The following is a 25282-nucleotide window of genomic DNA, read 5'->3' on the forward strand; positions in this document are numbered from 1 at the left end:
ACAGGATGTTTAACTTCATCTTAAGACGGGTCGCTGTTGCGATCCCAACACTGATCATTCTGCTGATCGCCAGCTTCTGGTTGATGCAGTCCGCACCGGGTGGCCCGTTCACCTCTGAACGCCCCCTTCCGGCGCAGGTGCTTGCCAATATCGAGGCCAAATATGGCCTGGATCAACCCACATATGTGCAGCTTTGGAACTATGTCGTCGGCATCGTGACCGAATTCGACTTTGGGCCAAGCTATAAATACAAAGACCGCTCGGTGAATGACATCATCGCGCAGGGCTTTCCGGTTACATTGACCTATGGGGTCATCTCGTTTGTTCTGGCGATTGTCGTCGGCGGGGTTTTGGGCATGGCCGCGGCCATTCGCCAAAACAGCTGGCTTGATTATTTCGCCGTGGGCATCACCATCGGCGCGCAGGTTCTGCCGAACTTTGTGATGGCGCCAATCTTGATCCTGATCTTCACGCTATGGCTGGGCTGGTTGCCGGGCGGCGGCTGGAATGGCGGCGAATGGCAGCATTTGATTATGCCAGTGATCGCGTTGTCCACATCCTACATGGCCTCGATTGCGCGCCTGACGCGCTCGTCCATGCTAGAGGTGCTGCGGTCAAACTTTATCCGCACCGCGCGCGCCAAGGGCCTGCCGGACCGCACAATCATTTACCGTCACGCGCTAAAACCAGCGCTGTTGCCGGTGATTTCCTATCTTGGACCAGCCTTTGTGGGCATGGTGACCGGATCGTTCATTATTGACGCGATCTTTGGCACCGGCGGCATTGGCTATTTCTATGTAAACTCGGCCTTTAACCGTGACTATGCGGTGATGATGGGGCTGACCATTCTTCTGGGCTCCATGACAATTATGTTCAATATGGTGGTTGATATCCTCTACGCGTGGATCGACCCCAAGATCCGGTTGTGAGGGTGAGATTATGACAGACAAGCTCGCTCAACCCTTTAGCCAAGCCAAAACCGCCGAAATGGCAGAAAATATGGCCGCCGACGACGTTCAGGGCCGTTCGCCCTGGACCGATGCGCGCCGCCGGTTTATGCGCAACAAAGCGGCCATGACCTCGGTTCTGGTGCTTTCACTGGTGCTTATTTTCTCGCTGTTTGGCGAAACAATCAGCCAGTTTGATAATGAAACCATCGACTGGGACATCCTTGGCAGCGTCAAGGAATTGGGACGCCCGTCGATTGAAAATGGCCACTTCTTTGGCTTTGATGAAAACGGCCGCGACCTTTACAACCGCGTTGTCCAAGGCTCGCGGATCTCGTTGGCGGTGGGCATCGTTGGCGCCTTTGTCGCGGTGATTGTTGGCACCATTTATGGGGCCACCGCAGGCTTTATCGGCGGACGTGTCGACAGCATCATGATGCGCCTCGTCGATATCTTTATGTCGATCCCTTACATGTTTGTGCTGATCCTGCTGCTGGTTGTGGCGGGTCGCTCGATCACCATGATCTTTATCGGCATCGGCCTGACCGCATGGCTGGATATGAGCCGGATTGTGCGCGGTCAAACCCTGTCGATTAAAAACCGAGAGTACGTGGAGGCGGCCGTGGCCATTGGTGTGCCAACATGGCAGATCATTTTCCGACACATCGTACCCAACCTTCTGGGCGTTGTGGTGGTTTATGCGACCCTTTTGGTGCCGCAGATGATCCTGACCGAAAGCTTCATCTCGTTCCTTGGCCTTGGTGTGCAAGAGCCACTGACCTCTTGGGGGGCTTTGATCTCGGAAGGTGTGAAAAGCATGAACTACGGCACGCTGTGGCACCTCGGGTTTCCGCTGTCTTTCTTCATCATCACAATCTTCTGTTTCTTCTTCATCGGCGACGGGTTGCGCGACGCGCTCGATCCAAAAGACCGCTAGGGGGTATGCAAAATGGCACTACTTGAAGTCCGTGACCTGAGCGTCAAATTCGACACCCCTGATGGCACCGTAACGGCGGTGGATGGGATCAGCTTTGACCTTAACGCAGGGGAAACCCTTGGCGTTGTTGGGGAAAGTGGATCGGGGAAATCCCAAACCGTGTTCGCCATGATGGGCCTTTTGGCGCAGAATGGGAATGCGACCGGGTCGGTAAAACTGGATGGTCAGGAAATCCTGAACCTTCCGCTGACCCAGCTGAACAAGATCCGCGCAGAGAAAATTGCGATGATCTTTCAGGATCCGATGACCTGTTTAAACCCTTACCTGAAGGTGTCTGATCAGATGGCCGAGGTGCTGACGCACCACCACGGTCTGTCCAAATCCGACGCCGTCAAACGATCTGTTGATCTGCTCGATGCGGTCCGCATTCCCGAGGCGAAAAAGCGCATCAATATGTACCCGCACGAATTTTCGGGCGGCATGCGTCAGCGCGTGATGATCGCGATGTCGCTGTTGTGCAAACCGGACGTGCTGATCGCGGATGAGCCGACAACCGCGCTTGATGTGACGGTGCAGGCCCAGATCATGGACCTGATGTCGGACCTGCAAAAAGAGTTCAACATGGCGATTGTTCTGATCACCCACGACCTTGGGGTTGTGGCGGGATCCTGCAAGGAAACGCTGGTGATGTATGGCGGGCAGCAGATGGAATATGGCACCACTGAGGGCCTGTTTGAAATGCCGACCCATCCCTACACGATGGGTCTGTTAAAGGCGGTGCCGCGGCTGGATGTGGAAAGCGCAAAGCTTGCCACAATCCCAGGCAGCCCGCCCAATATGATGAACATGCCCAAAGGGTGCCCGTTCGCGCCGCGTTGTGATTTTGCCGACGCGACCTGTTTTGAACGTCGCCCCACTTTGGACGGGGTTGCGGGGCGTAAAGTGCGCCGCCGCGCCTGTCTGAAATCACTGGAGGAGCTGGCATGAACGACCAATCGAAAATCGCCGCACCGCTCTTGTCTGTGCGTGACCTGAAGGTCTGGTTTGGCATTAAGCCCGATGGCGCGATGCCGTGGACGCCAAATGACACGCTTAAGGCTGTCGACGGCGTTGATTTTGACCTGATGCCCGGCGAAACCCTTGGTATCGTTGGGGAAAGTGGTTGCGGCAAGTCTACGCTGGCCCGTGCGATCATGCGTATGGTGCCCGCTGAGGCCGGCACCGTGATGTGGTTGGGGGATGACCTTCTGACCCTGTCAAAGCGCGAGATGAACGTGCACCGCAAAGAGATGCAGATGATCTTTCAGGATCCTTTGGCGTCCCTGAACCCGCGCATGACCATTGGTCAGATCGTGGCGGAACCGCTGAAAACGCATTTCCCGGATCTGTCTGGGTCCGAGGTGAAAGCCCGCGTGCGTGAGGTGCTGGATCGTGTGGGGATCTTGCCCAATATGATCAACCGCTATCCGCATGAGTTTTCGGGCGGTCAATGTCAGCGCATCGGTATTGCGCGCGCCTTGGTGGTGAAACCCAAGATGATCATCTGTGACGAACCCGTGTCGGCGCTTGACGTGTCCATTCAGGCGCAGGTGATTAACCTTTTGATGGAACTGCAGGAAGAAATGGGGCTGAGCCTTATTTTCATCGCGCATGACCTGTCGGTGGTGAAACACATCTCGACCCGCGTGATGGTGCTTTACTTAGGCAATGTGATGGAGATCAGCGAGTCTGATCAGCTTTATCGCGCGCCGGGGCACCCTTATACCGAGGCGTTGATTTCGGCGGTTCCGATCCCGGACCCCAAGGCGGAAGCGTCAAAAGAGGTGATGATATTGGATGCGGATCTTCCGTCGCCACTGAGCCCCCCGTCGGGCTGTGTGTTTCGCACCCGGTGCCCCCATGCCAAAGAGATCTGCGCGCAGGAAAAACCTCTGCTGACAGATCGCGGGAATGGGCAACAGGTGGCCTGCCATTTGCGGTAAATGGAGTGTTGAAAACAAAAAGCCCTTGCCTTTGCGAGGGCTTTTTTATGTGCAGAGGTCGAGCAGGTTTTTTGCCTCCGGCGGGGATATTTTTGGAAAGAGGAAAAGGCGCGGAGCCTTTGGCGCGCGCGGGCTGCCCCTTTTATGTAGCGGTGGCAGGAAATCCAATCTCGTCCAAAACCTCAATCACCTGTTCAGCCTCTAGCCCCGCTACGGTCAGCAGACGATTGTTCATGTCAAAGGCGAGCTCAACGGTGCCATCCTTGGCCATCAACGCATCGGTGATTGACGCTTTGCAATGGCCGCAGCTCATGTCGGGTACGATATAAGTCGTCATCTCAAGATCCTTTGTTTTCCAACTCATGTCGCGACAGTATTGCGCTGTTCAGGCGCGGGCAAGTTCCCTTTGGTTGCGCGGATCGTGCTTGACCTTTTGTCGCAGCGAGCCGTCCAAAGCGCCTGTGGTCTGGGGGGGAACCCGATCTTGCGCGGCGAACGTGGGGCCGCCGCGCACCTGTGGGCAAAATTTGCGCTTTGTCCACGGGTGCGCGCAATTTGTTGATGGATATCAATGTAAAATCGCCTCAAATATCTATGTATCAAGCGAATGTATAACGGTCAGCGGGCGTAGTTTGCCCCGACATAGGAGAGAGCCATGGATGCCCATCCGCTCAACACCCTTTTTAATCCGAAATCAGTGGCGGTGTTTGGTGCCAGTGTGACCAGCAATTCGGTGGGCGCGCTGACCTATGCCAATCTGCTGTCGGGGGGCTATAAGGGCGCGATTTACCCGGTGAACCCCAAACATAAGGGGCTGGGCGAGGTGGCCTGTTTTGCCAAAGCCGCTGACCTGCCTGAAGGGGTAGAGCTGGCCGTGATTGCAACGCCTGCCCGCACGGTGCCCGCGATCTTGCGTGATCTCGGCGAGGTGGGGGTGAAAAACGCCATTGTCCTGTCCGCGGGCTTTGGCGAAGGCGCTGCGAAAGGCAAAACGCTGGAGGCTGAAATTGTCGCCACTGCGCGCCGTCACGGTATTCGGTTTCTGGGGCCAAATTGTGTTGGGTTGACGCGGCCCTGGCTGGGGTTGAACGCGTCCTTTTTGCGCACAGAGGCCCCCAAGGGGCGCTTGGCGTTTGTCTCACAATCCGGCGCGCTTTTGTCGGCGATTGCCGATTGGGCCGGCCCGCATCATTCGGGGTTTTCCGCCATGGTCAGCCTTGGCAACTCCTGCAATATCGATTTTGGTGACGTGGTCGAGTTTCTTGCGATGGATCCAAAAACCGATGCAATCCTGTTGTATGTCGAAGGGGTGCGTGATGCGCCGGGGTTTTTGTCGGCGCTCAAACATGCCGCGCGGATGAAGCCGGTGATTGTGATGAAATCGGGCCGTCACGCCGCCAGCGCCGAGGCCGCCCATACCCACACCGGCGCGTTGATCGGGTCAGATGCGGTGTTTGACGCGGCCATTGAACGGGTGGGTGCTGTGCGCGCGGACACTTTGGGGCAGCTTTTTGCCGCGGCTGAAATCCTTGCCACCACGAAAAAAGCCAGCGGAAAACGCCTGTGTATTGTGACCAATGGCGGTGGCGCTGGGGTCCTGGCGGCGGATCGCGCGGTGGATTTGGGGCTGGAATTGCCCCCCCTGTCTGACAAAACGAAAGCGATCCTCGACCAGATTTTGCCGCCGTACTGGAGCCACGCAAACCCTGTTGATATCCTCGGGGATGCGAGCCCAGACACCTATGGTGCGGTGGTGAAAGCGGCGGTGGATGACCCTGACAATGACGGTGTTCTGGTGATGCTGACACCCCAAGCGATGACCGATGCGACCGCTGCGGCGCGTGCCGTCATCGACGCCCTTCCCAAGCGGCGTAAGAAACCTGTTCTTGCGTGTTGGATGGGCGAAGGCTCGGTGTCCGAGGCGCGGAATTTACTGAGCGAAAACGGTGTTCCGGATTTTCAAACGCCTGAACGTGCGGTCGAAGGGTTCAGCTATCTCGCAAAACATCACCGCAATCGTAAGCTTGCGCTGGAAATGCCCCGTGCGTTGGCCCCCGAAGCGCAGCCCGATTATGATGGTGCCCGGATGATCATCGCGGGCGCACTGTCGGAGGGGCGCAAAATGCTAACAGACATGGAAAGCAAAGCGCTTTTGCGCGCGTTCCATGTGCCGGTGAACATGACGATCGAGGCGCGCGATCCGCGCGAGGCGTTGGTTGCCGCCGAAACCCTTGGCTTTCCGATCGCGATGAAGATTAACTCGCCTGAGGTTGTGCATAAAACCGATGTGGGCGGCGTCAAGATCAACATCGCCCATGCTGCCAGCGTGCAGCGCGCCTTTCATGAAATCACGTCAAATGCCCGTAAAGCCCTGCCAGACGCCAAGATTTTGGGCGTGACGGTTGAACCGATGGCCAAGATTGCCCAAGCGCGCGAGTTGGTGGTGGGTGCCAGCCGCGATCCGGTCTTTGGCCCAACCGTTTTATTTGGTGCGGGCGGCACGATGGTTGAGGTGATGCGCGACAGTGCGGTCGCCCTTCCGCCGCTGAACGCGGTCTTGGCCGAACGGCTGATCCGCCGCACACGGGTGGCCAAAGCCCTGGAAAAGTTCCGCGATTACGCCCCGGCGGACCGCGCAGCCATTGTTGACGTATTAAAGCGTGTTTCCAAAATTGTAAGTGAATTGCCCGAGGTTTTATCCCTTGATATCAACCCCTTGTTGGCCGGCCCCAAAGGCGTGGTGGCAGTGGATGCCCGCATCGAAATTGCCCGTCCCCCGGCCGGTGATGGGGCGTATGACCATATGGCGATCCATCCTTACCCAAGGCATTTGGTGCGCCAAACCTATCTGTCGGATGGCACCCCGCTGTTGATCCGGCCCATTCGGACCGATGATGCCGAGCATGTGCAGGAGTTCACCCGAGACCTGTCAGAAGAAAGCCGCTTTATGCGCTTTATGGGGCAGGTGAATGAGCTGTCGCCAGAAATGCTCGCCCAATTCACCCAGCTCGATTACCGGCGCGAAATGGCACTGGTGGCGATGGCGGAACTTGACGGCGAACAGGTGCAGGTCGGCGTGGCGCGATATGTGATCAACCCGGATGAAAAATCCTGTGAATTTGCCGTGGTGGTGTCGGATCGAATCCAACATCAGGGGCTTGGGACCAAGCTTATGAAGGGGCTGTTTCATGCCGCACAAGAACATGGGCTAGAGGTGATCGAAGGGTCCGTGCTGAAGAAAAACGCGCCCATGTTGCGCCTTATGAAAGAGCTGGGGTTCGCGCAACGGCCAGACCCCGACGACCGGGATCTGTGCATCGTTGAACGCTGGCTGTGACGCCAAACCACATATCGCGACAGGCGACGTGACGCCAGAATTGCGCAAAACATGGCCCGATTTCTTGAGGAGGGGAGCGGGCCATAGAAGGACCAAATGGGAGGACAAGAATGTTATCAATGATTTCACACCCGGATTGTCGGAACCATGACGCGGGCCCCTTGCACCCCGAAACCAAGGCGCGGCTGGATGCGATCAACAACCAGTTGATCATGTCGGGCATGGATTATGTGCTGCAACATCGCGACGCGCCCATTGTGACACGCGAACAGTTGGAGCGGGTGCATGACGCAGATTATCTGGATCGGGTTTATGCGCTGGCTCCGGGCGAGGGGATGCAATCCGTCGAGGTGGATGGCGACACGGTGATGAGCCCCGGAACCCTGCGCGCTGCCGAACGTGCGGCGGGGTCGGGTGTGATGGGCGTTGATCTTATTATGTCCGGCGAGGCCAACCCGATCTTCTGCGCTGTTCGCCCGCCGGGCCACCACGCCGAACGTGGTGTCGCGATGGGATTTTGCCTTTTTAACAACATCGCCGTCGCCGCCGCCCACGCTCTTGAAGCCCATGGATTGTCGCGCGTCGCCATTGTGGATTTCGACGTGCATCACGGCAATGGCACCGAAGATATTTTCAAAGATGAGCCGCGTGTGCTGTTTTGTTCAAGCTTCCAACACCCGTTTTACCCCTTCACCGGCCATGAGAAAGAAACCCAAAATCTGGTCGATATTCCCCTGTCTGCAGGGGCCGGAAGCGTCGAATTCCGCGAGGCCGTCAGCACCCATTGGATCCCGCATTTAAGGGCGTTTAAGCCCGAAATATTACTGATCTCCGCCGGGTTTGATGCTCATACAGCGGATGATATGTCGTCGGTGAACCTGGTGGATGCGGATTACGAATGGGTGACGCGCGAACTAAAGGCTGTGGCGGATGAGTTTTGCGACGGCCGCCTGTTGTCGATGCTTGAAGGCGGGTATGAGCCCGAGGTGCTGGCCCGTTCGGTGGTGAAACATCTGGATGTTTTGTTGGGATAAACCACGCAGGATCAAAAGGTTACGAGAAAAAGCGCGCAGGTGAGAAATCTGCGACGCTCTCGGCGGGCAGCGCGGTCGGGCGCCCGCCGACCACATCGGCCAACAATTGCGAGGCGGCCGGCGAGGTTTGAAACCCGTATCCCCCTTGGCCTGCGCACCAGACAAATGCCTCATCCTGAGGGGCGCGGCCCAAGACCAAATTGCGATCCGGCGCAAAGCTGCGCAGCCCGGCCCAATTTGCAATCATCCGCGTGACAGGTTCGGTCACTTGTGCCTCGTAGCGCGCCAACCCTTCGGCCAACACCATGTCGTCGGCCCAGGCGTCGTGGGGATCCATCGGATCCTCTTCTTCCGGCGAAACAATCAAGGCACCCGCATCAGGTTTGGCATACCAGCTTTCCGCAGCCCCCATGAACATCGGCCAATGGGTCACATCGTGGCCTGCAGGGGCGGGAATGCGCGCAATAGACCGGCGGTAAGGCTGAATGCCGATGGGGGGCAGGCCGGCCAGCTTTGCGACCTCGTCTGCCCAAGCCCCCGCAGCGTTCACCAGGACATGTCCTTCAAAGCGATCTTCGCCACAGCCCACCCGCCAACCGTTTGCGGTGCGTGTGATTTGATCAACCTTTTGGCTGGTCTGAATGGCACCATTTGCGCGAACTTCACGGGCGAAATTTTGCAAGAGCAGATCGGTATCTATATCCCATGCATCCGGATGATATCCCGCGCCGGTCAGCGTGTCTGGGTTCAGGATGGGCACCAGATCCCGGGCTTCTGTTGGTGTGATATTGGGCATGTTCATCGCGGCCAAATCCTGCGCCAAAGCCTCTTCTTGGCCAATCCCTGCCACCAGCATCAAACCACGCGGCGACAAGACACCGCCATTCTCAGTCTCATGATAGGCGCGCGAGGCGCGGTTCAGTTCAATCACGCGCGGGGCGCCATATTGCTCTTCAAACATCGCGGCAGAACGACCAGAGGCGTGATAGGCTAGGGCGGATTCCCGTTCTAATACCAGCACCGACCCCAGTTTTGACAGCCGCGCACCTGCGGAGATCCCAGCGATGCCGCCGCCGATAATGATGAAATCATACATGTTCTTCAATCCTGTCTGTGGCCGGCGGTGGTGTCGGTGTCAGCGCGGTAATACGTCTGTAAAGCTCTGATGTCATGGGGTAATTCACCCCGTCCAGCGAGGGGGCGAGTTGATCCAAAGCGCGCGCCGAGAGGATCGGGGCAGGGCGGGCCGGATGGGCCGCTGCCCATGCCACGGCGAGTGTCGCAGGGTGAGTTCCCAGATCTTGCGCAATCTCGTACAAGCCAGCCGCGGCTGTGTGCATCCAGTCCTGCCCGTATCGCGCTGCATAACGCGGGTCACGGGTCAAACGGCCTGTTTCGCCAGGACCATCTTTCCCAGTGCGATACTTTCCGGTCAAAAGCCCCGAGCCGAGCGGTGAATAGGCTGCCGCCAAGATGTTTTCGGCCGCGCACATCGGCAGCAATTCCACCTCGGCCTGACGTTTCACCAAGGAATACATCGGTTGGATCACATCAATGCGCGTGCCCATGGTTTGTGCGACCGCCTGCGCCTTCATCACTTGCCACGCGGCGAAATTGGACAGCGCCAAATAGCGCACGGCCCCTTCGTCCTGCATGGCGGCCAGCGTGGTGATTTGCGCCTCAATGGAAAGGTTCGGATTGAAACGGTGCAGGTAAAGAATGTCGACCATGTCTTGGTCCAACCGCTTGCGCGACACATCAAACGCGTCGCGCAAGTCGGCCAGATTGTCCGGGCAGCGGTAGCCGATTTTGGTGGCAATCACCAAGCGATCCCGGTGGGGTTTGATCAACCGTCCCAGAATCGTTTCTGATGCCCCATCGGTGTAAAGATGGGCGGTGTCAAAATGGGTTATTCCAGCGTCAAGATTGGCGTTAAACATGGCTGCTGAAGCAGATTCATCTGCCGCGCCACCAAATTGCATAGTGCCAAAGGCAAAGCGACTGATGGGGGTGCCGTCAAGGGAGCAAAGCTGTGTCATGGCCCGACATTTGCACGAGGGACGTAAAAGAAAAACCCCGAAAAAAACTGCCCCCACACCGTGCGGCATGAGGGCATGTTTGTGCGCCAAACAAGCTGCGGGACAGAAACTGAACACCCCATTTTGCGCACGAACCTAATGCGTTTATTTGATGCCTGAAGCAGAGATCAGTTGAAACGGCTGAGAGGAATATGGGGTCAGTTTTGCGGGCAATAACTGTAGCTGACCGGGCGGGTGTCCGGCGCCGATCGGCTGTCATCCATTGCTTTTAGCGGACCGGCGATTGCGATCAACGCGGCGAGAAGCAGGGCTTTTTTCATTTTGTGGCCTCCATGTCTGCTGTGGTCTTGGGGGTAATACGCAGCAGGATTGGGTTTCCGTCACTTTTTTGCTGAAATTTTTTTGTGCAGGCAAAAGAAACGCCCCACCAAAGTGATGGGGCGTCCGTGAAAAACTTGTCTGTGAGGAAAGAGGGGGGGGTTAGCCGCGCCCAAAATCTTCGGGCGTCAGCACGCCATCCCCATTGCGGTCTTGGCGGGTGAACCATGGATCCAGCGCTTGCAGGAATTCCTCGCGGGTGACCTGTCCGTCGCCGTTGAGATCAGCGTTTTGGCGTTCCATAGACATGGCGACCCCATGTTCGCCCATGCCTTGCCCCATGCCTTGTCCGCCGCCTTTCCCTTGACCCATGCCGCCACCCTGACCTTTGCCACCACCCTGGCCTTTGCCCGCATGTTGACCCATGCCGTTCAGCTCCATGTCAGCCTGACGTGTCTCGTCAAACAGCACGTATTCTTCGGCGGTCAAAACACCGTCTTCGTCCTCATCAAACATGTTGAAGATGTCATCGCGCCGCTCGCGCGCCTCAGCCAGTGTGACGATGCCGTCCTCGTCCAGATCCCACATTTCAAAGAAATGCGCACCGGGTTGGTTTTGCGCCATGGCCGGGGCCGACAGGGCAATCATAAGGGCGATCGGGGCGGTGTAGGTTGTGAGGGTTTTCAGCATGGTCTTACTCCGTTTCAATGTCGTCTTATTCATAAAACGGAATGCGTATGTATTTCCGTCGCCGAAAACCAAGAAAAGCACAAAAAAAGGCCCCGCGATGTGCAGGGCCTTTTGGAACGCGTTTTTGGCAGATCAGTTTGACGGAATTTCCGCCTCGATGCCTTCAACATAGAAGTTCATGCCAGCCAGGGTGCCGTCATCTGCGGTCTCACCTTCGGCCAGCCAGACCGAGCCGTCTTGCTTGTTCAAAGGACCAGTGAAGGCGTGGTAAGACCCATCCGACAGGCTGTCGCGCAGGGCTTCTGCTTCGGCTTTTACGTCAGCAGGAACAGCATCGGAAATCTCGCCAATGCCAACCATGCCTGCGCCAATGCCGTCCCAAGTGGAGACGGACGCCCAGCTGCCGTCCATGACCGCCTGGGTGCGCGCCACATAGTATGGGCCCCAGTTGTCGATGATCGAAGACACGCGTGGCGATGGCCCGTATTCGGCCATGTCAGACGCCTGACCAAAGGTGATCACATTGCCCGCTTCTTTTGCCGCCGCTTGGGGGGCGGTGGAATCGGTGTGCTGCAGGATCACGTCCGCGCCCTGTTCGATCAGCGCTTTTGCCGCATCCGCTTCTTTGGTTGGGTCAAACCAAGTGTACGCCCAGATGATTTTGAACTGAACGTCCGGGTTGACCTTTTTGGCGTGGATATAGGCGGCGTTGATGCCACGGATAACTTCCGGGATTGGGAAAGACGCGATGTAACCAACGGTGTTGGTTTTGGTCATCTTGCCCGCAATATGGCCCTGAACCGCACGACCTTCATAGAAACGTGCGGAATAGTTCGATACATTGTCCGAGGTTTTATAACCGGTGGCATGTTCAAATTTCACAGCAGGGAATTTTTCAGCCACTGCCAGCGTCGCGTCCATATATCCAAACGAAGTGGTAAAGATCAGATCGGCACCCGCCAGCGCCATTTGGGTGATCGCGCGTTCCGCATCGGCCCCTTCTGGTACACTTTCTTGATAGATGGTTTCGACTTTATCGCCAAAAGCCTCTTCCACGGCCAAGCGGCCTTGGTTGTGTTCATAGGTCCAGCCGCCGTCGCCGACAGGGCCCACAAAGATAAAGCCAACTTTGGTTTTGTCGTCAGCTTGGGCCGCACCGGCCAGCCCGGCAACAAGTGCCACACCTGTTAGCAGTGATTTCAATGCACGCATTCTATTCTCCCTTGGTGGTTTTAGCAGTCTTAATTTGGGTATCGTTTTCGCGGCCAGACGTGTCCTGACGCGGAATTTCCCGGTCAAAATCAAGGTCCGAGCCGGATTTGGCAAGTTTTTTCTGAATGTTGGTTTCCGATTCCAGAAGGGCGGTGGTGACAATCGCGCTTGGCACCGCAATCACACCAAGGCCCAGAAACAAAACAAAGGTGGTGAAGATCCGCCCACCCGGCGTGATGGGCACCATATCGCCGTAACCCACGGTGGTAAAGCTTGCGACCGCCCACCACAGGCTTTGCGGGATCGAGGTGAACACATCGGGTTGGGCGTCATGTTCAAAGATGTAAATCCCGACCGAGGCGACATACAGCATGAGGCCGGCGATAACGCCAAAAATGGCAAGCTCGCCGCGCACCTCTTGAAACGCATTGACCAACCGCTCCATCGCGTGACTGCCGCGAAACAGTTTGGCCAGCCGCACCAGTCGCAACAGACGAAAGGTGCGCACCACCTGCCATTGTGGTGTCAAAAATGCGATTGCAGGCAGGATGGTCATCAGATCCACCAACCCCCAAAAACTGAACATATAACGCAGCTTTTGGGGCGTGCAGATCACCCGGAGCAGGTATTCGGTGGTGAAAATCGCCAGCACCAGAACCTCAAACTTAAACAACAGCCCGCGCCAAAAGCTGGGCAGGTTCGGTTCGGTTTCCACCGCAATCGCCACCGCGGACAAAAGGATCAACGCATCCATGCCCCGCGCAACCAGCCCGCCAAAGACCGGGTGGCTGCCGTCGAGAATGTCGATGATCTCTTTGCGTGTCACGGTGTTGCGCCCCTAATGTGTCGCGTGGAAAATCTTGCCAAGTGCGCCGGGTGCGCCGTGATTGCCCTTTAGCGAAATAATCACAAGCACAACGATGGTGATCACATAAGGCGACATGGCCAAAACCTCGACCGGAACAGGTACACCCGCCGCCTGAAGGTTCAGCTGAAGCACGGTGATCCCGCCAAAAAGATAGGCCCCCAACAGCACACGCCACGGCCGCCAAGAGGCAAAAACCACAATGGCCAAAGCAATCCAACCGGCGCCCGCCGTCATTCCGTCGACCCACTGCGGCACACGCACAAGCGAGATATAGGCCCCGCCCATCCCCGCACAGGCGCCGCCAAAGGCAATCGCCATCAGACGCACGCGAATGACTTTATACCCAAGCGCATGGGCCGCATCGTGGTTTTCACCCACTCCGCGCAGGATCAGCCCCGCGCGCGTGTGTTTCAACACATACCACGTTCCGGCAATGATCATCAGGCTCACGTAGATCATCGGATCGTGCTTAAAAAGGATCGGGCCAAGCACGGGAATATCGCTCAGAAGAGGGATCTCCATTTTCGCCAGCGTCGTGACCTTCATCCCCTCATAGGGTTTCCCAATGAGCGAGCTAAGCCCAAGCCCAAAAAGCGTCAGCCCCAAGCCCGTTGCCACCTGATTTGACAGCAAATATTGCGTCAAAATGCCAAAGAGCATCGACAGCGCCGCACCGGCAATGGCCGCCCCGACAAAGCCAAGCGCAGGGGCGTCGGTGTTCACCGTGATGGCAAAGCCAACCACAGCCCCGGTGATCATCATGCCCTCAACCCCAAGGTTCAGAACGCCCGCTTTTTCCACCACCGCTTCGCCAATCGCCGCCAGCAAAATGGGCGTTGCCGCCACCATGAGCGAGGCAATCAGAAGGATCGGATTGATTTGTGACAGGTCCATAATAGCTCCTCCTTACGCGTTTTTCAGTGTGAAACGAATGCGGTAATTGGTCAGCATGTCCATCGCCAGAAGGAAAAACATCAGCATCCCCTGAAACATCTGAATGGCCGCGGCAGGCAGACCCAGCATCAATTGTGCAAGCTCGCCCCCAATATACGTCAGCGCCATCAAAAGCCCCGCCAACAGGATTCCGATGGGATGCAACCGGCCCAGAAAGGCCACAATGATCGCGGTAAACCCGTAACCGGAGTTAAAGTCGATGGTGACTTGCCCCGCCGGGCCCGACACCTCAAACATCCCCGCCATCCCAGCAAGCGCGCCAGAAATGCCCAAACAAAAAAGAACCAATCGCGTGGGGTTCACCCCCGCAAACCGCGCCGCCCTCGGCGCTTGGCCCGTCAGGCGGACGTGAAAGCCCAGCATGTGACGGGTCAGCAGAACATAGGCAAAAATCACCGCGATAAAGGCAAAAACAACGCCCCAATGCATGCCCGTGCCCGTGATCAGCTCGGTGTTATAGGCGGCAGGAAAGTCGCGAAAGTTGCGTGACCCGGGAAAGCCCATACCGTCGGGATTTTGCAAAAGCCCCTGACTGACAGAGGCAAGTGCCGCCTCGGCCACATAGACCAACATCAACGAGACCAAGATCTCATTGGTGCCAAATCGGGTTTTTAAAAGACCAGGGATCATCGCCCAGGCCCAACCGCCAAAGGCCCCCGCCAGGATCATCGCCGGAAAGATAAGGATGTTTTCAGTGGGGTAAAAGGCAAGCCCGACAGCCGCGCCGCAAATGGCGCCCATGATGTATTGCCCCTCGGCCCCAATGTTCCAGACGCCCGCGCGAAACCCAAGCGACAAACCAATGGCAATCAGGATCAATGGGGCGGCTTTCACCAACAACTGAGGTCGCGAATAGGGGCCAAATGTCTCGTGAAACAAGGGATCCCAGAAAATGGTGCGAATGCTCTCAATCGGGTCTTTGCCCAAGGCCCAGAACATAATGCCGCCCGCGATCATCGTTGCAATCACGGCCAAAACCGGCGTGGTTGTTGCCCAAAACCGCGATGGCGAGGGGCGCTTTTCAAGTATCAGCGAAGGTCGGATCATTCTGCATCCTCCAAAGCGGGGGCATGCATGCCACCAATCATCAAACCAATTTTTTCAACCGTCAGGCCTCGTGTGGGCACCGGCTCCGCCAACCGCCCCTCATTGAGCGCGGTGAACCGGTCAGAGATTTCCAAAATCTCATCCAGATCCTGCGAAATGACAATGACAGCGGTGCCGCCCGCCGCAAGGTCCAGCAAAGATTGCCGGATGTCCGCCGCGGCTGACGCGTCCACGCCCCAAGTCGGTTGGTTCACCACCAAGACTTCGGGTTTCTGTAACACCTCGCGGCCAATGACAAATTTCTGCAAGTTCCCACCAGACAGCGACCGCGCCGCATTGGCCGGCCCCGGCGTGCGCACGTCAAATTCCTTGATCACCCGCTTGGCGTAATCTTCGGTTTTGCCCCAGCGCAAAAAGCCCCGTTTGGTCAGGCGCTGACGCACAGCGGCGGTCAAAAGCGCGTTTTCCGTCAGGCTCATATCTGGTGCGGCCGAATGGCCCAAGCGTTCTTCGGGGGCTGATAAAACCGCCAAGGCGCGGCGTTCATTTGGCCCCAGTTTGGCAATCGGCACGCCGTTCAAAAGCACCGATCCGCTGGTCAATCGCGCCTCGCCGGACAAGGCGGCCAAAAGTTCGTCCTGACCGTTGCCCGCCACGCCACCGACACCCAGAACCTCGCCCGCGCGCACCTCAAGGCTGACGTCACGCAAATCCGTGCCAAAGGGGCTGGGGGTGTAAAGCGTGACATGATCCATCGCCAGCACAACATCACCGGGTTCAGAGGCATCACGCTCTGGCACATGCAGGGTCGTGCCCACCATCATTTCCGCCAGCTCTTTGGCCGACTTCTCGCGCGGATCACAGGTGTCGACCACCTTGCCCAACCGCAGGATCGTGGCGTGTTCACACAGCGCGCGAATTTCCTCAAGCTTGTGGGAAATATACAGGATCGCGGTGCCTTCTTGCGTTAACTTCCGCAGGGTTTCAAAAAGGATATCAACCTCTTGCGGGGTCAGGACCGAGGTCGGCTCGTCCATAATCAACAGCTTGGGATCTTGCAAAAGACAGCGAATAATCTCGACCCGTTGCCGTTCGCCCGCAGACAATTCGCCAACGATGCGATCTGGATCAAGCGGCAGGCCATAGGCTTCGCTGACCTGCCGGATCCGCGCGGTGAGCTCGCGGGGTTTGGGCGGGTGGTCCATGCCAAGAGAGATGTTTTCGGCAACACTCAGCGCATCAAACAGCGAGAAATGTTGGAACACCATCGCCACACCCGCGGCCCGTGCCGCGGCCGGATTGGCAGGTTGAAACGGCGCATCTTTCAGCGTCATTGTCCCTTGATCCGGCTTCACCAGACCATAGATCATTTTGACCAGCGTGGATTTCCCCGCGCCGTTTTCCCCCAAAAGCGCGTGCACCTCGCCGGGTAAGATCGAAAACGACACATTGTCATTGGCGACCACGCCCGGATAGGCCTTGGTTAACCCCTCAAGTGTCAACAGCGCGTCTTGCGTCCGCGTCTCCTCCATCGGATGGTATCCCCCTGTGGTTTCTCGTTTTTTTTGCCGCGTCTTTAACTAACGCGGTCGCAACGCCAATCGCAATGGCTTGGGGATGTTTCCCCAGTTTCCGGTCGCCGATTGGACAGTTTATTTGGTCAATTTTAGGCAATTCATGCCCCAGCTGGGCCAAACGCGCCCGAAAACGCGCCCATTTGGTGTCAGATCCGATCAGCCCAAGCCCGCCATGCCCATGGGATAGAATCGCGTGGCACAGATCCAGATCCATGACGTGACTATAGGTCAGCACCAGGTGCTGGGCGTCTTGTGGGGCAAGCTGAACAGCATGTGCCGGGGTCGGCGCGGGCAGGATTGTCACTCCGGTCGGGACGTTTTCTGGAAAGCGGCCCGGCCCAGTGTCCACCCATGTGATCACAAATTCAGGAAGCGGGGCCAAGACGCTGATCAACGCCCGTCCAACATGACCCGCGCCATAAATCCAAAGGGGTTTTCGCGCGGGATTGATGGGTTCAATCATCCATCCGTCAATCAATTGCGGCTCAGGTGTCTCGCCGCGATCGCGCGCGCGTTGAAGCGCCCGCTCAACTGTAAACGGGCGTTCACCACCAGCTGACCCGCGTGCAAATACAGCTTTGCGATCAATATCTTGCAGGCGTTTTTCGTCAAACACATCGCTGAACAATGTGACCGATCCACCGCAGCATTGACCAAGTGCCGGCCCCAAAGGATAGCGATCCAAATGCGAGGGCTCACCCTTATCGCTTAGCATCTTTCGGGCCTTCGCGGCGGCCTGCCATTCCAGCTCTCCACCGCCAATTGTGCCTGACTGCCCGGTTGCCCAAACAAGCATTGCAGCCCCCACTTCGCGCGGGGCAGAGCCTTTTACGTCAGCCACAACCACCCGCACAACGCGCCTGTGATCACAAACTTCCTTGCACAAAGAGGTCAAATCCAAACTCATGCGCTGCGCACCCGATCCACCGAAGCCAAAACCTCTTCTGACGTCGCTGGCGCATTCAGATCGTGAAACCCATCCCCGCAGGCCGAAATCGCATCCGCCAGCGCAAGCCACGCGGAAATGCCCAGCATAAAGGGCGGCTCGCCCACCGCTTTGGACCGACCAACAGTGTCTTCGGAATTGGGTTTGTTCCAAAGATCCACATTAAAAATGCGCGGACGATCAGAACTTGCCGGGATTTTATAGGTTGAGGGCGCGTGGGTGCGCAGGCGGCCCGCGTCATCCCACACCAATTCTTCTGTCGTCAGCCAACCGGCCCCTTGCACAAAGGCCCCCTCGACCTGACCAACATCCAGCGCCGGGTTCAAACTGTTCCCGGTGTCGTGGATAATATCCGTGCGCAAAATGCGATTTTCCCCGGTCAATGTGTCGATCACCACCTCGCAAAGCGCGACCCCATGGGCGAAGTAAAGGAATGGTCGCCCACGTCCTTTGATGCGATCCCAAGTGATTTTCGGCGTTTTGTAAAACCCGGTGGATGACAGGCTGATCCGAGCAAAATACGCCTGCCCGGCGGCCTCGGCGAACGAGATCGGGGGGTGCCCCGCCGCTTGCACCTGCCCGCCAGAAAAGACCACGTCGCCCGGTGCCACGCGCCAGCTTTCGGCCAAATGCGTGCTGATCCGCTCGCGGATTGTTTCACACGCCGCTTTCACCGCCATGCCGTTTAAATCCGACCCGGAAGAGGCCGCCGTGGCCGAGGTATTGGGCACTTTTGCGGTGTCGGTTGCGGTGATTTTCACCACGTTCATATCGACGGCAAATACGGATGCGGCCACCTGCGCGACCTTTTGAAACAGGCCCTGGCCCATTTCCGTGCCGCCGTGATTCAGGTGAATGGAGCCGTCCTGATAGACATGCACCAACGCCCCCGCCTGGTTCAAGTGGGTGAGCGTGAAGCTGATGCCAAATTTGACCGGCGAAAACCCAAGCCCCCGTTTCAGGACCGGATTTTCCGCGTTAAAGGCATCCACTTCTGCGCGTCGTTTGCTGAATTCTGCCCGGGTCAAAAGCGCGTCACACATGTCGGGAATGTGGAAGCCTTCGATTTCTTGTCCGTAATGGGTCGTCTGCCCGTCGGCATAGAAATTCACCCGACGCACCTCAATCGGATCAAGGCCGCGATCACGCGCAATATGCTCTAAGATCCGTTCAATCCCAAGCACGCCTTGCGGCCCGCCAAAGCCGCGATAGGCGGTGGCGGATTGGGTGTTGGTCTTTAAGCGATGGCTGGTTATCTCAACGTTTTCAAGGAAATATGCATTATCTGCATGCAGCATGGCACGGTCCGCGACCGGCAGCGACAAATCCTGCGCCCAGCCACAGCGGGCAAATTGCGTGACCTCAAGCCCCAACAGTTTCCCGGCCGCATCCACGCCCGCGCGGTAAGCGATACGGAAATCGTGGCGCTTGCCGGTGATCACCATATCGTCGTCGCGATCATAGCGCATTTTGCACGGTTTTCCGGTCTGGCGCGCGGCAATGGCACAGGCCACGGCAAGCGCATTGCCCTGACTTTCCTTGCCGCCAAAGCCGCCGCCCATCCGCCGGGTTTCGACGCGAACCGCATGCATCGGCAGGCCAATCGCATGGGCCACTTTGTGCTGAATTTCCGACGGGTGCTGGGTTGAAGAATGCACCAACATCTCACCATCTTCGCCGGGCAAGGCCATCGCGGCCTGACCTTCGAGATAGAAGTGTTCCTGCCCGCCCATTTCAAACTGACCTTCGATCAGATGTGGCGCGGAGGTGAGCGCGTCCTTTGCCTTGCCGCGTGACCAGATCACCGGGCCGCCCTCAAACCGGCTGTCCGCCTCCATCGCCTGATCAATGGTCAGAACGGCGGGTTTTTCCGCGATGTCGATCTTGCCCAAACGGGCGGCTTTGCGGGCCGCGAGGTGGCTGGTTGCGACCACCAAAAAGATCGGCTGGCCCACGTAATGAACGCTTCCGGTGGACAGAAGGGGTTCGTCATGGGCGGCGGGCGAGACGTCGTTTTCAAAGGGGACATCTTCGGCCGTCAACACTGTGATCACACCCGGTGCGTTGCGCACGGCGGACAGATCCATCGCCGTGATTTCGCCGTGGGCGACGTCTGATAGACCAAAGGCCAAATGCAACGTGCCGGTCGGGGTCGGGATGTCATCCACATAGCGCGCAGCCCCTGTGACATGCAGGTGGGCGGTGTCGTGGGGAAGGGGTTTTCCGATGCTCATGACGACACCTCCAGCACATTTGTGGCGCTGCCTTGGCTGTCTTCGAACGCACGGATCAGCATGTTTTGCGCGACCTTCAGGCGATATGCGGCACTGGCGCGCATGTCGCTCATGGGGGTGTAATCCGTGGCAAACGCGGGCAGGGTGGCAATGATCGTTTCGCGTGTCCAAGGCTGGCCGGTTAGGGCGGCTTCGACAGATTTCGCGCGCTGCGGGGTGCCTGCCATGCCGCCAAATGCGATGCGGGAATTTGTGATCACACCGTCCGTGACCGCAATGTTAAAGGCCCCCAGCACGGCGGAAATATCCTGATCAAAGCGTTTTGACAGTTTGTAAACGCGCAGCGTGTCTGGCGTATGGGGTGCGCGCGGGACCGTGATGCTTTCGACGAACTCCCCCGCCACACGGTCTTGTTTGCCGTAGGCGATAAAGAAATCCTCAAGCGCGATGGTGCGGCGGGTGTCGCCGTGACGCAGCGTGATGTCCGCCCCAAGCGCAATCAACGGCGGCGGGGCGTCCCCTATGGGGGAGCCATTGGCGATATTGCCGCCCAAAGTGGCCGCGTTGCGCACTTGGGTTGACGCAAACCGACGCAGCATCTCAGCGAAATGCGGGTGCTGGTCTGCCATCAACTTACGGGTGCGTTCAAGGCTGACACCTGCGCCAATGGTGAGGGCGTCATCCGTGATGTCGATGTTTTGCAAGTCCTTGACACCGCTTAGGAAAATCACCGGATTCAGATCGCGCAGCTGCTTGGTCGCCCAAAGGCCCACATCAGTGGCGCCCGCGATCAATGTGGCATCGGGGGTCGCAAGATAAGCTGCGGCCAAAGCGTCAGAGCTCTCGGGGCGCATGGCATCTGCGGTCGGATCTGGGATCGTGACCTTTGGCACGCCAAACCCATCCGGGATCGGCATTTTCCACGCCTTCTCGGCGGCGCGAATGATCGGCGCATAGCCCGTACAGCGGCACAGGTTTCCCGCCAAGATATCGTCGTGATTGCGGTCCCCGGTCAGATGAGATGTGGCCAAAGACATCACGATGCCGGGGGTGCAAAATCCGCATTGTGACCCATGTTCTTCGATCATGGCGGCCTGTACAGGATGAAGCGCCAGCCCGTCGTCCGTCTTGCGCGCCACGCCCTCAACCGTGGTCAGGGATTTGCCATCCAACTGCCCCATGAAAAGGATGCATGCGTTCACCGCGCGCGCACCCGCTTCGTCGGCGATCATCACCGTGCAGGCCCCGCAATCGCCTTCGTTGCAGCCTTCTTTTGTGCCGGTCAGTCCTTGTGTTTCGCGCAGCCAATCCAGTGCCGATTGTGTCGGGTTCACCTCCGACACATGCACGCTCTCTCCGTTCAGAAGAAAGGTGATATCCATGGAAAAATCCTGCCGCGTTACTTTTGTGTGACCCCATTTGGCGCGCCCTCGATGCGACGTAGAAGGCGAGCGGGGAGATTGTTAACAAGCTAAGCCGAGTTGCGCGGATCTGGCAAGGGATTCTTGAAAAACTGCGGAGACATCGGCAGGGATGGCAAATTCTGAGCGCGGCATACCGATCTGACTTTCGCATTTTGGGCGGGGCTTGTAGGGTCGCGGGATGACAGATCAACCTCGATTCATCCACCTTCGCACCCACACGCAATATTCCTTGCTAGAGGGCGCGGTGCCCGTGAAAAAGCTTCCCGGTCTTTGCGCCGATATGGGCATGCCAGCGGTGGCGATGACCGACACCAACAACATGTTCGCCGCGTTGGAGTTTTCTGAAACGGCGGCCGGCGCAGGGGTGCAGCCCATCATCGGCTGTCAGGTGGACATCGCGTTTGAGATTGCCGCCCCCGGCGAAAAACCCCGCAACCCCGCGCCGATGGTGTTTCTGGCACAGAACGAGACCGGGTATGAGAACCTGATGAAGCTGAACTCCTGCCTGTACCTCGACAAGGGCGGCGACACGATTCAGGTGCAATTGGACGAGCTGGAGCAGTATTGCGAGGGGGTGATTTGCCTGACCGGCGGGGCCGAGGGGCCGGTGGGCAAGCTGTTGCAATCGGGCCACCGCGACAAAGCAGAAGCCCTGATGACACGCCTGCACCGTGCCTTTGGCGACCGTCTGTATATTGAACTGCAACGCCATCCGGGCGAAGGCGGCCAACCCACGACAGGCGAACGCGCATCGGAACGCGGCTTTGTCGAAATGGCCTATGCGATGGGCATCCCCTTGGTGGCGACCAACGACGCGTATTTCCCGAAAACCGAGCTTTACGAGGCCCATGACGCGCTCATCTGCATCAAAGAAGGCGCTTATGTGGATCAGGCCGGCGGCCGCCGTCGCCTGACCCCGCAGCACTATTTTAAAAGCCCACAGGAAATGATCACGCTGTTTGCGGACCTTCCAGAAGCGATTGATAATACAGTGGAAATTGCACGCCGTTGTGCGTTCAAGGCCTATAAACGCGACCCGATCCTGCCGAAATTCGCCGATGATGAGGTGGCCGAGCTGCGCCGCCAGGCCAACGAAGGGCTGCAAGCGCGCCTCGCGGTGATCCCTCATGCGGTCAGTGTCGAAGAATACCAAAAACGCTTGGATTTTGAGCTTGATATCATCGAGGGCATGGGGTTTCCCGGTTACTTCCTGATTGTGGCCGACTTTATCCACTGGGGCAAAGAACAGGGCATTCCGGTGGGGCCGGGCCGGGGGTCTGGTGCGGGGTCGCTGGTCGCCTATGCGCTGACCATCACCGACCTTGATCCGTTGCGGTATTCTTTGCTGTTTGAACGGTTCCTCAACCCCGAACGGGTGTCGATGCCCGATTTCGACATCGACTTTTGCATGGATCGCCGGGAAGAGGTGATCCGCTATGTGCAGGCGAAATATGGCCGCGACAAAGTGGGGCAGATCATCACCTTTGGGGCGCTTCTGTCAAAAGCCGCCGTGCGCGATGTGGGGCGAGTTCTTCAGATGCCTTATGGTCAGGTCGACCGTCTGTCGAAACTGATCCCGGTGGAGGGGGTAAAACCCGTATCCATCAAAGAAGCGCTGGATCAGGAACCGCGTCTGCGCGAAGAGGCCCGGTCAGAAGAGGTGGTGGAGCGGCTTTTGAATTACGGCCAACAGGTCGAAGGGCTCTTGCGAAACGCCTCAACCCACGCCGCCGGTGTGGTGATCGGCGACCGCCCCCTTGATGCGCTGGTGCCGCTTTATCAAGACCCGCGATCCGACATGCCCGCCACCCAGTTCAACATGAAATGGGTCGAGCAGGCAGGGCTGGTGAAGTTTGACTTTCTGGGCCTGAAAACCCTTACCGTTATTCAAAACGCAGTGGATCTGATCAAAGGGCAGGGGCGTGACATTCACACCGGCCCCGATGGCACGCATTTGTATGATCCGCCCGAGGGTGCGGTGAATGAGATTAACGCCATTCCGCTGGATGATGAGGCGACTTACAAGCTTTATGCCTCTGCCAAAACGGTTGCGGTGTTTCAGGTGGAAAGCTCGGGCATGATGGACGCGCTTCGGCGCATGAAACCCAACTGTATCGAGGATATCGTGGCGCTGGTGGCGCTGTATCGCCCCGGCCCGATGGAGAATATTCCCACCTATTGCGAGGTCAAAAATGGCCTGAAAGAAATCGAATCCGTTCATCCGCTGATTGATCATATCCTTGAGGAAACTCAAGGGATTATCGTTTACCAAGAACAGGTGATGCAGATCGCTCAGGTGATGGCGGGATACTCATTGGGGGGCGCGGATCTGTTGCGCCGGGCCATGGGTAAAAAGATCAAAGAGGCGATGGACGCCGAGCGGCCCAAGTTTGAAAAGGGGGCTGCCGAAAACGGGGTGCCTGCCAAGAAGGCGTCAGAGGTTTTTGACCTTCTTGAGAAGTTCGCGAACTACGGCTTTAACAAATCCCACGCGGCGGCCTATGCGGTGGTGTCTTACCAAACCGGCTGGCTCAAGGCGAACCATCCGGTGGAGTTTATGGCCGGGGTCATGAACTGCGATATCCACCTGACCGACAAGCTGTCGGTTTACGCCGAAGAGGTGCGCCGCGGGTTGGATATAGAGATCATCCCGCCCTGTGTGAACCGATCACTTGCGACGTTTTCCGTGAAAGACGGCGCGGTGGTCTATGCGCTGGGCGCACTGAAAAACGTGGGCGCCGAGGCGATGCAGCTGGTGGTCGAAGGGCGCAAAGTTGACGGCATCGATAAGCCCTTTGCCACGCTTTATGATTTCGCCCGCCGGGTCGATCTGAAACGGGTTGGCAAACGCCCGATGGAGATGCTGGCGCGCGCCGGTGCCTTTGATCAGCTTGACCCCAACCGCCGCCGTGTCTTTGACGCGCTCGACGGTTTGGTCAGCTATTCCGGCGCGATATTTGAACAGCGCGCCTCAAACCAAGTGTCCCTGTTTGGCGAAGCGGGCGACGACCTGCCCGAACCGAAAATACCCCCGGTAAACGATTGGCTGCCCAACGAACGGCTGGCCGAAGAGCATAAGGCGATTGGGTTTTATCTGTCCGGTCACCCGCTTGATGACTATCTGCCTGCGCTAAAACGCAAGGGCGTGATGACTTTGCAAGAACTGCATGAAAAAGCCGAACGTAACGGGGCCGTTGTGGGCAAAGTGGCGGTGATTGTCGGCGGGTTGCAGCAACGAAAATCCAGCCGTGGCAATCAGTTTTACCGCATGAACATCTCGGACCCCACCGGGCAAGTCTCGGGCATGGCGCTCTTTACCGATGATTTTGACAGTTGCCGCAAGGTGTTTGAAGAAACGCTGCAGGTGGTGATGACGCTGGAAGGGCGCTTTAACGAGGGGCAGTTTGACCCGATCGCGCGCTCGGTCGCGCCCATTGATGCGGTTGTCGCGGATGCGGGCGGCATGGCGCTTAAGATCTACCTCGATGAACCCGGCGTCGTCGGGCTGGTCGCCAACCTCTTGCGCGAAGCGGCCGAGGCGGCCAAAGGCGTGCGCCCGGGCGAAGTGTCCGTCTGTTTGATGGATCCGACCCTGCCCGGCGAGGTGGAGATGACCTTGGGCCAGTCTTATCCGCTCAACCCACAAATCAAAGGCGCGCTAAAGTCATTGGACGGCGTGATTGACGTGGAAGAGGTGTGACGCGCCCTCTTCCTCTTTCTATAAATATCCAAAATC

The 25282-nt window shown here is 57.7% G+C and carries 20 protein-coding genes; 7 read left to right on the forward strand and 13 right to left on the reverse strand.

Features of this window, described 5'->3' with window-relative positions:
• Positions 1-5: 5 nt before the first annotated feature.
• Genes oppB through KKW20_RS00940 form a run of 4 tightly spaced genes read left to right on the forward strand, consistent with a single transcriptional unit; the run spans position 6 to position 3866 of the window.
• Positions 6-929: an oligopeptide ABC transporter permease OppB gene (oppB, locus tag KKW20_RS00925; protein WP_214565304.1), complete on the forward strand. Its 924-nt coding sequence runs from the start codon at positions 6-8 to the stop codon at positions 927-929.
• 58 nt (positions 930-987) lie between these two features.
• Positions 988-1884 (forward strand): ABC transporter permease subunit, encoded by an 897-nt coding sequence (locus tag KKW20_RS00930; protein WP_214566011.1) that lies wholly within the window; start codon positions 988-990, stop codon positions 1882-1884.
• A gap of 12 nt (positions 1885-1896) precedes the next feature.
• Entirely contained in the window at positions 1897-2871 is a 975-nt protein-coding gene (locus KKW20_RS00935) for an oligopeptide/dipeptide ABC transporter ATP-binding protein (protein ID WP_214565305.1), read from the forward strand.
• A complete protein-coding gene (locus tag KKW20_RS00940) occupies positions 2868-3866 on the forward strand; it encodes an oligopeptide/dipeptide ABC transporter ATP-binding protein (RefSeq protein ID WP_214565307.1) in 999 nt (332 codons plus the stop codon). The genes KKW20_RS00935 and KKW20_RS00940 overlap by 4 nt, the downstream gene beginning before the upstream one ends.
• 142 nt (positions 3867-4008) lie before the next feature.
• On the opposite strand, the gene KKW20_RS00945 is transcribed toward KKW20_RS00940, so the two are convergent.
• Positions 4009-4230 carry a heavy-metal-associated domain-containing protein gene (locus tag KKW20_RS00945; protein WP_246534374.1) on the reverse strand — a complete coding sequence of 74 codons (222 nt, stop codon included), beginning with the start codon at positions 4228-4230 and terminating at the stop codon, positions 4009-4011.
• A gap of 291 nt (positions 4231-4521) precedes the next feature.
• Between KKW20_RS00945 and KKW20_RS00950 the strand changes: the two genes are divergently transcribed.
• Together KKW20_RS00950 and KKW20_RS00955 are read left to right on the forward strand one after the other, a co-directional pair.
• Positions 4522-7203, forward strand: a complete 2682-nt coding sequence (locus KKW20_RS00950) for a bifunctional acetate--CoA ligase family protein/GNAT family N-acetyltransferase (RefSeq protein WP_214565309.1) — start codon at positions 4522-4524, stop codon at positions 7201-7203.
• 110 nt (positions 7204-7313) lie between these two features.
• Positions 7314-8237 (forward strand): histone deacetylase family protein, encoded by a 924-nt coding sequence (locus KKW20_RS00955; protein ID WP_214565311.1) that lies wholly within the window; start codon positions 7314-7316, stop codon positions 8235-8237.
• Between the two features lie 19 nt (positions 8238-8256).
• Here the strand turns inward: KKW20_RS00955 and KKW20_RS00960 are convergent, their stop codons facing one another.
• The 12 genes from KKW20_RS00960 to xdhA form a co-directional block, all read right to left on the reverse strand.
• On the reverse strand, positions 8257-9333 hold the full coding sequence (locus KKW20_RS00960) for an NAD(P)/FAD-dependent oxidoreductase (RefSeq protein WP_214565313.1): 1077 nt from the start codon (positions 9331-9333) through the stop codon (positions 8257-8259).
• Complete coding sequence (locus KKW20_RS00965) at positions 9326-10276, reverse strand: aldo/keto reductase (protein ID WP_214565315.1); 951 nt, start codon at positions 10274-10276, stop codon at positions 9326-9328. The genes KKW20_RS00960 and KKW20_RS00965 overlap by 8 nt, the downstream gene beginning before the upstream one ends.
• A gap of 197 nt (positions 10277-10473) precedes the next feature.
• The gene (locus KKW20_RS16610) at positions 10474-10596 is read right to left on the reverse strand and encodes a hypothetical protein (RefSeq protein WP_281422091.1); all 123 of its coding nucleotides are present in this window, start codon (positions 10594-10596) and stop codon (positions 10474-10476) included.
• 160 nt (positions 10597-10756) lie between these two features.
• Positions 10757-11284: an EF-hand domain-containing protein gene (locus KKW20_RS00970; protein ID WP_214565317.1), complete on the reverse strand. Its 528-nt coding sequence runs from the start codon at positions 11282-11284 to the stop codon at positions 10757-10759.
• A gap of 132 nt (positions 11285-11416) precedes the next feature.
• Positions 11417-12496, reverse strand: coding sequence for a BMP family ABC transporter substrate-binding protein (locus KKW20_RS00975; protein WP_214565319.1), 1080 nt, complete (start codon positions 12494-12496; stop codon positions 11417-11419).
• A 1-nt stretch (position 12497) separates the two neighbouring features.
• A complete protein-coding gene (locus tag KKW20_RS00980; RefSeq protein WP_214565321.1) occupies positions 12498-13322 on the reverse strand; it encodes an ion transporter in 825 nt (274 codons plus the stop codon).
• Between the two features lie 12 nt (positions 13323-13334).
• On the reverse strand, positions 13335-14258 hold the full coding sequence (locus KKW20_RS00985) for an ABC transporter permease (protein WP_214565323.1): 924 nt from the start codon (positions 14256-14258) through the stop codon (positions 13335-13337).
• A 12-nt stretch (positions 14259-14270) separates the two neighbouring features.
• Complete coding sequence (locus tag KKW20_RS00990; RefSeq protein ID WP_214565325.1) at positions 14271-15365, reverse strand: ABC transporter permease; 1095 nt, start codon at positions 15363-15365, stop codon at positions 14271-14273.
• Positions 15362-16897 carry an ABC transporter ATP-binding protein gene (locus KKW20_RS00995; protein ID WP_214565327.1) on the reverse strand — a complete coding sequence of 512 codons (1536 nt, stop codon included), beginning with the start codon at positions 16895-16897 and terminating at the stop codon, positions 15362-15364. Before KKW20_RS00995 ends, KKW20_RS00990 begins: the two co-directional genes overlap by 4 nt.
• Entirely contained in the window at positions 16857-17849 is a 993-nt protein-coding gene (xdhC, locus tag KKW20_RS01000; RefSeq protein ID WP_214565329.1) for a xanthine dehydrogenase accessory protein XdhC, read from the reverse strand. Before xdhC ends, KKW20_RS00995 begins: the two co-directional genes overlap by 41 nt.
• A complete protein-coding gene (gene xdhB / locus KKW20_RS01005; RefSeq protein ID WP_214565331.1) occupies positions 17846-20122 on the reverse strand; it encodes a xanthine dehydrogenase molybdopterin binding subunit in 2277 nt (758 codons plus the stop codon). The genes xdhC and xdhB overlap by 4 nt, the downstream gene beginning before the upstream one ends.
• Complete coding sequence (gene xdhA / locus KKW20_RS01010; protein ID WP_214565333.1) at positions 20119-21504, reverse strand: xanthine dehydrogenase small subunit; 1386 nt, start codon at positions 21502-21504, stop codon at positions 20119-20121. The genes xdhB and xdhA overlap by 4 nt, the downstream gene beginning before the upstream one ends.
• A 220-nt stretch (positions 21505-21724) precedes the next feature.
• On the opposite strand from xdhA, the gene dnaE reads away from it, so the two are divergent.
• On the forward strand, positions 21725-25246 hold the full coding sequence (gene dnaE / locus KKW20_RS01015; RefSeq protein WP_214565336.1) for a DNA polymerase III subunit alpha: 3522 nt from the start codon (positions 21725-21727) through the stop codon (positions 25244-25246).
• Positions 25247-25282 lie beyond the last annotated feature (36 nt).

Source organism: Aliiroseovarius lamellibrachiae, assembly GCF_018599245.1.
In the GTDB taxonomy this organism is placed as follows: Bacteria; Pseudomonadota; Alphaproteobacteria; order Rhodobacterales; family Rhodobacteraceae; genus Aliiroseovarius; species Aliiroseovarius lamellibrachiae.

What these genes read in the sequence shown, in the direction of transcription:
- KKW20_RS00940 (WP_214565307.1), top strand. Translation starts at nt 2,868, where the DNA reads ATGAACGACCAATCGAAAATCGCCGCACCGCTCTTGTCTGTGCGTGAC.
- dnaE (WP_214565336.1), top strand. Translation starts at nt 21,725, where the DNA reads ATGACAGATCAACCTCGATTCATCCACCTTCGCACCCACACGCAATAT.
- KKW20_RS00965 (WP_214565315.1), bottom strand. Translation starts at nt 10,276, where the DNA reads ATGACACAGCTTTGCTCCCTTGACGGCACCCCCATCAGTCGCTTTGCC.
- KKW20_RS16610 (WP_281422091.1), bottom strand. Translation starts at nt 10,596, where the DNA reads ATGAAAAAAGCCCTGCTTCTCGCCGCGTTGATCGCAATCGCCGGTCCG.
- KKW20_RS00935 (WP_214565305.1), top strand. Translation starts at nt 1,897, where the DNA reads ATGGCACTACTTGAAGTCCGTGACCTGAGCGTCAAATTCGACACCCCT.
- KKW20_RS00975 (WP_214565319.1), bottom strand. Translation starts at nt 12,496, where the DNA reads ATGCGTGCATTGAAATCACTGCTAACAGGTGTGGCACTTGTTGCCGGG.
- xdhC (WP_214565329.1), bottom strand. Translation starts at nt 17,849, where the DNA reads ATGAGTTTGGATTTGACCTCTTTGTGCAAGGAAGTTTGTGATCACAGG.
- KKW20_RS00950 (WP_214565309.1), top strand. Translation starts at nt 4,522, where the DNA reads ATGGATGCCCATCCGCTCAACACCCTTTTTAATCCGAAATCAGTGGCG.
- KKW20_RS00990 (WP_214565325.1), bottom strand. Translation starts at nt 15,365, where the DNA reads ATGATCCGACCTTCGCTGATACTTGAAAAGCGCCCCTCGCCATCGCGG.
- KKW20_RS00955 (WP_214565311.1), top strand. Translation starts at nt 7,314, where the DNA reads ATGTTATCAATGATTTCACACCCGGATTGTCGGAACCATGACGCGGGC.
- KKW20_RS00970 (WP_214565317.1), bottom strand. Translation starts at nt 11,284, where the DNA reads ATGCTGAAAACCCTCACAACCTACACCGCCCCGATCGCCCTTATGATT.
- KKW20_RS00985 (WP_214565323.1), bottom strand. Translation starts at nt 14,258, where the DNA reads ATGGACCTGTCACAAATCAATCCGATCCTTCTGATTGCCTCGCTCATG.
- KKW20_RS00945 (WP_246534374.1), bottom strand. Translation starts at nt 4,230, where the DNA reads ATGAGTTGGAAAACAAAGGATCTTGAGATGACGACTTATATCGTACCC.
- KKW20_RS00960 (WP_214565313.1), bottom strand. Translation starts at nt 9,333, where the DNA reads ATGTATGATTTCATCATTATCGGCGGCGGCATCGCTGGGATCTCCGCA.
- xdhA (WP_214565333.1), bottom strand. Translation starts at nt 21,504, where the DNA reads ATGGATATCACCTTTCTTCTGAACGGAGAGAGCGTGCATGTGTCGGAG.
- KKW20_RS00995 (WP_214565327.1), bottom strand. Translation starts at nt 16,897, where the DNA reads ATGGAGGAGACGCGGACGCAAGACGCGCTGTTGACACTTGAGGGGTTA.
- oppB (WP_214565304.1), top strand. Translation starts at nt 6, where the DNA reads ATGTTTAACTTCATCTTAAGACGGGTCGCTGTTGCGATCCCAACACTG.
- KKW20_RS00930 (WP_214566011.1), top strand. Translation starts at nt 988, where the DNA reads ATGGCAGAAAATATGGCCGCCGACGACGTTCAGGGCCGTTCGCCCTGG.
- xdhB (WP_214565331.1), bottom strand. Translation starts at nt 20,122, where the DNA reads ATGAGCATCGGAAAACCCCTTCCCCACGACACCGCCCACCTGCATGTC.